This window comes from Pseudomonas sp. FW305-3-2-15-E-TSA4 (assembly GCF_058787295.1).
In genome coordinates this window covers 1-569 of record NZ_JBYSZP010000046.1, presented here as the reverse complement: position 1 = coordinate 569, position 569 = coordinate 1, and the positions used below count along the sequence as shown (strand labels likewise).

At 57.3% G+C, this 569-nt stretch carries 1 pseudogene; it reads left to right on the top strand.

What is annotated here, in order from left to right:
* Positions 1 to 569 (top strand): annotated as a pseudogene (locus AC3WMV_RS28335) (hypothetical protein); the annotation flags it as partial.

The window sequence follows — 569 nt, the reverse complement described above, 5'->3', positions numbered from 1 at the left end:
AGACCCATCAGTGAAACCACACTGACAATCGAACTGCCGGTCACCGTGCTGGCATTCAACCTGGGCAAAACCGTCACCGTGACGTACACCGTTACCCGCAACGGTGCGCCCCGCACCTCGTTGCCGCTGTTGTTGAATGTCGGCACTCTGCCGGACTCAAGCTTGATCCTGCCGGTGATCATGGACGCCGACGATGACGGCGAGGGCCAGGAGTTCAACGTAGGGAATCTGACCAGCAATGCCACCTATCGCATGGGCGTCTGGCCGTTGATTGCCACAGGCCAATATGTCTGGCTGCGTCTGAAAGGGACGAACGCTGATGGCAGCGACTACACCCTGCAGATTCATACGGCACCAGGCTCAATGGTCAGCGACAAGTGGCTCGAACAAGGTTATTACGAGCGGAGCATCGCCTTTGCAGGCTTGAGAAACCTTAAGGATGGCAGCCCGCTGACCATGGAATTCAAGGCCGCGTTCGGCAAGAGCACGGATGAGAGCGAGGCAGTGGTTTTCCCTGTGCGCACTTACACGATCAAAGCGATTGAGGATGTGCGGCCAGAAATTACCCG